At 64.6% G+C, this 1,641-nt stretch carries 2 protein-coding genes and 2 pseudogenes; all 4 read left to right on the top strand.

Going from position 1 to position 1,641, the window contains the following annotated elements:
* Nucleotides 1-240, top strand: a pseudogene (locus ACD584_RS21775) (tail fiber protein); the annotation flags it as partial.
* 9 nt (nucleotides 241-249) lie between these two features.
* A complete protein-coding gene (locus ACD584_RS21770) occupies nucleotides 250-828 on the top strand; it encodes a phage tail protein (protein ID WP_076036786.1) in 579 nt (192 codons plus the stop codon).
* A 60-nt stretch (nucleotides 829-888) separates the two neighbouring features.
* Complete coding sequence (locus tag ACD584_RS21765) at nucleotides 889-1,455, top strand: phage baseplate assembly protein V (protein ID WP_076036785.1); 567 nt, start codon at nucleotides 889-891, stop codon at nucleotides 1,453-1,455.
* Nucleotides 1,456-1,522: 67 nt separating this feature from the next.
* A pseudogene (locus tag ACD584_RS21760) lies at nucleotides 1,523-1,641 on the top strand (IS5/IS1182 family transposase); the annotation flags it as partial.

The following is a 1,641-nucleotide window of genomic DNA, read 5'->3' as shown; positions in this document are numbered from 1 at the left end:
GGTGGAAACCACGCCCACAGCATCGGAACTGATGCCACCGGTAATCACACCCACAACATTGGCATGAACGGCTCAGGCAACCACACCCACGGGATCGGCATCGCCGAGGGCGGCAATCACGTGCACGTGGTGGATCACCGTGGCGCTGGCGCCCACAACCATGCCATCACCGTCAACGCTGCCGGCGGCGCAGACAACTTGCCTGCTGGCCTGCGCATGACCTACTGCATCGCCTACTGAGGATTGACCATGACCAACCCGCTGCCACGCACCAGCACTGCATCTGCTTACGACGCCACCACCGGTGAATACACCGGGCCGGTGACCGTCTATCTCTCCGAGTTGGAGGGACGCTACCCGCTGCCTCCCAACACGGTTGCCACCGCACCGGCGCCGCCTGCAGGGCTGTATCAGCGGCACCGCCTGTCGCCAACGTCTGCGAGCTGGGAGCTGGTGCCGGACTATCGCGGCGTGATGCTCTACAGCACCGACACCGCCGCACCAGTCGCCAACACGCTTGCCTTGGGCGATGCACTGCCGCAGGGTTACACCACCTCGCAGCCAATCGCGTTCCTCCCCAGCGACTACCGCCGCAACGTGTGGGACGAGGCACGTGCAAGCTGGCGTGCAGATCCGGACTACAGCGCCGCGCTGGTGTGGGAGAAAGCCACCGGCGCGATCGCACCGCGCCTGGCCGCCGGCGTCGCGTTGCCGGGACAGCTGACCACCGTGGCCGCACCGGTTTCGATCGACGGCACAGTGGTGTGGGACGAAGCGACGCAGGCATGGTTCGTACAACCTAGGCCGTCTGAAGAAGCGGCTGTGTAGCCCAGCGCTTTACGTACCAATTGCAGTGCGCAACACCGTGCAGCCACTGACCATGGCTGCATGGGCAACGCATCCTCCGCACTGAGTAACGCCATTCGCCTCGGCACCGTCGCCGAGGTGAATCTAGCCGCCGCGCGATGCCGCGTGCAGGTCGGCGAGATGCTGACCGACTATCTGCCTTGGGTGGTCACACTGGCCGGCACCACCATCATCTGGTCGGCGCCGGCAATCGGCGAGCAAGTCGTGGTGCTGTCGCCGGCCGGCGACCTGGCCGATGGCCTGGTGCTACGCGGCTTGTACTCCGACCAATTCGCAGCGCCTGCCGCATCCGACACGCTACACGTGCTGCGCTTTACCGATGGCGCGCAGATCCACTACGACACCGAGGCGCACGCGCTGCAGGCGACATTGCCCAGCGGCGGCACCGCGACCATTACCGCCGATGGCGGCATCACGCTCAACGGCCCGCTGACGGTCAACGGCGAAACGATGCTCAATGGTGATGCCACCATCACCGGTACCGCGACGGCAACCACCGACGTGCTCGGCGGCGGGATCAGCCCCAAGCACCACAAGACCACCGGCGTGACCGCCGGTCGCGCGCTCAGCGGCGGCCCGGAGCAATAGGCCAATGTACTCAAGATTAACCTTAGAACCTGTTCACGATCTTTCCTGATCAGTGCAGACTATGCGGATGCGCCAAAAGACCTATCCGAGTGACATGAGCCGGGAGCAGTTCGAACACGTGCTGCCGATCCTGGAACAAGCGCGTAAGCGCACCAAGCCACGCCGTGTGGATGTGTATGAGGTGTT

It is taken from the genome of Xanthomonas sp. NCPPB 2922 (genome assembly GCF_041520885.1).
GTDB lineage: Bacteria > Pseudomonadota > Gammaproteobacteria > Xanthomonadales > Xanthomonadaceae > Xanthomonas > Xanthomonas campestris.
This window is presented reverse-complemented; position numbering and strand designations above follow the sequence as displayed.

Coding starts and splice junctions, on each gene's coding strand:
- ACD584_RS21765 (WP_076036785.1), top strand. CDS start 889: ATGGGCAACGCATCCTCCGCACTGAGTAACGCCATTCGCCTCGGCACC.
- ACD584_RS21770 (WP_076036786.1), top strand. CDS start 250: ATGACCAACCCGCTGCCACGCACCAGCACTGCATCTGCTTACGACGCC.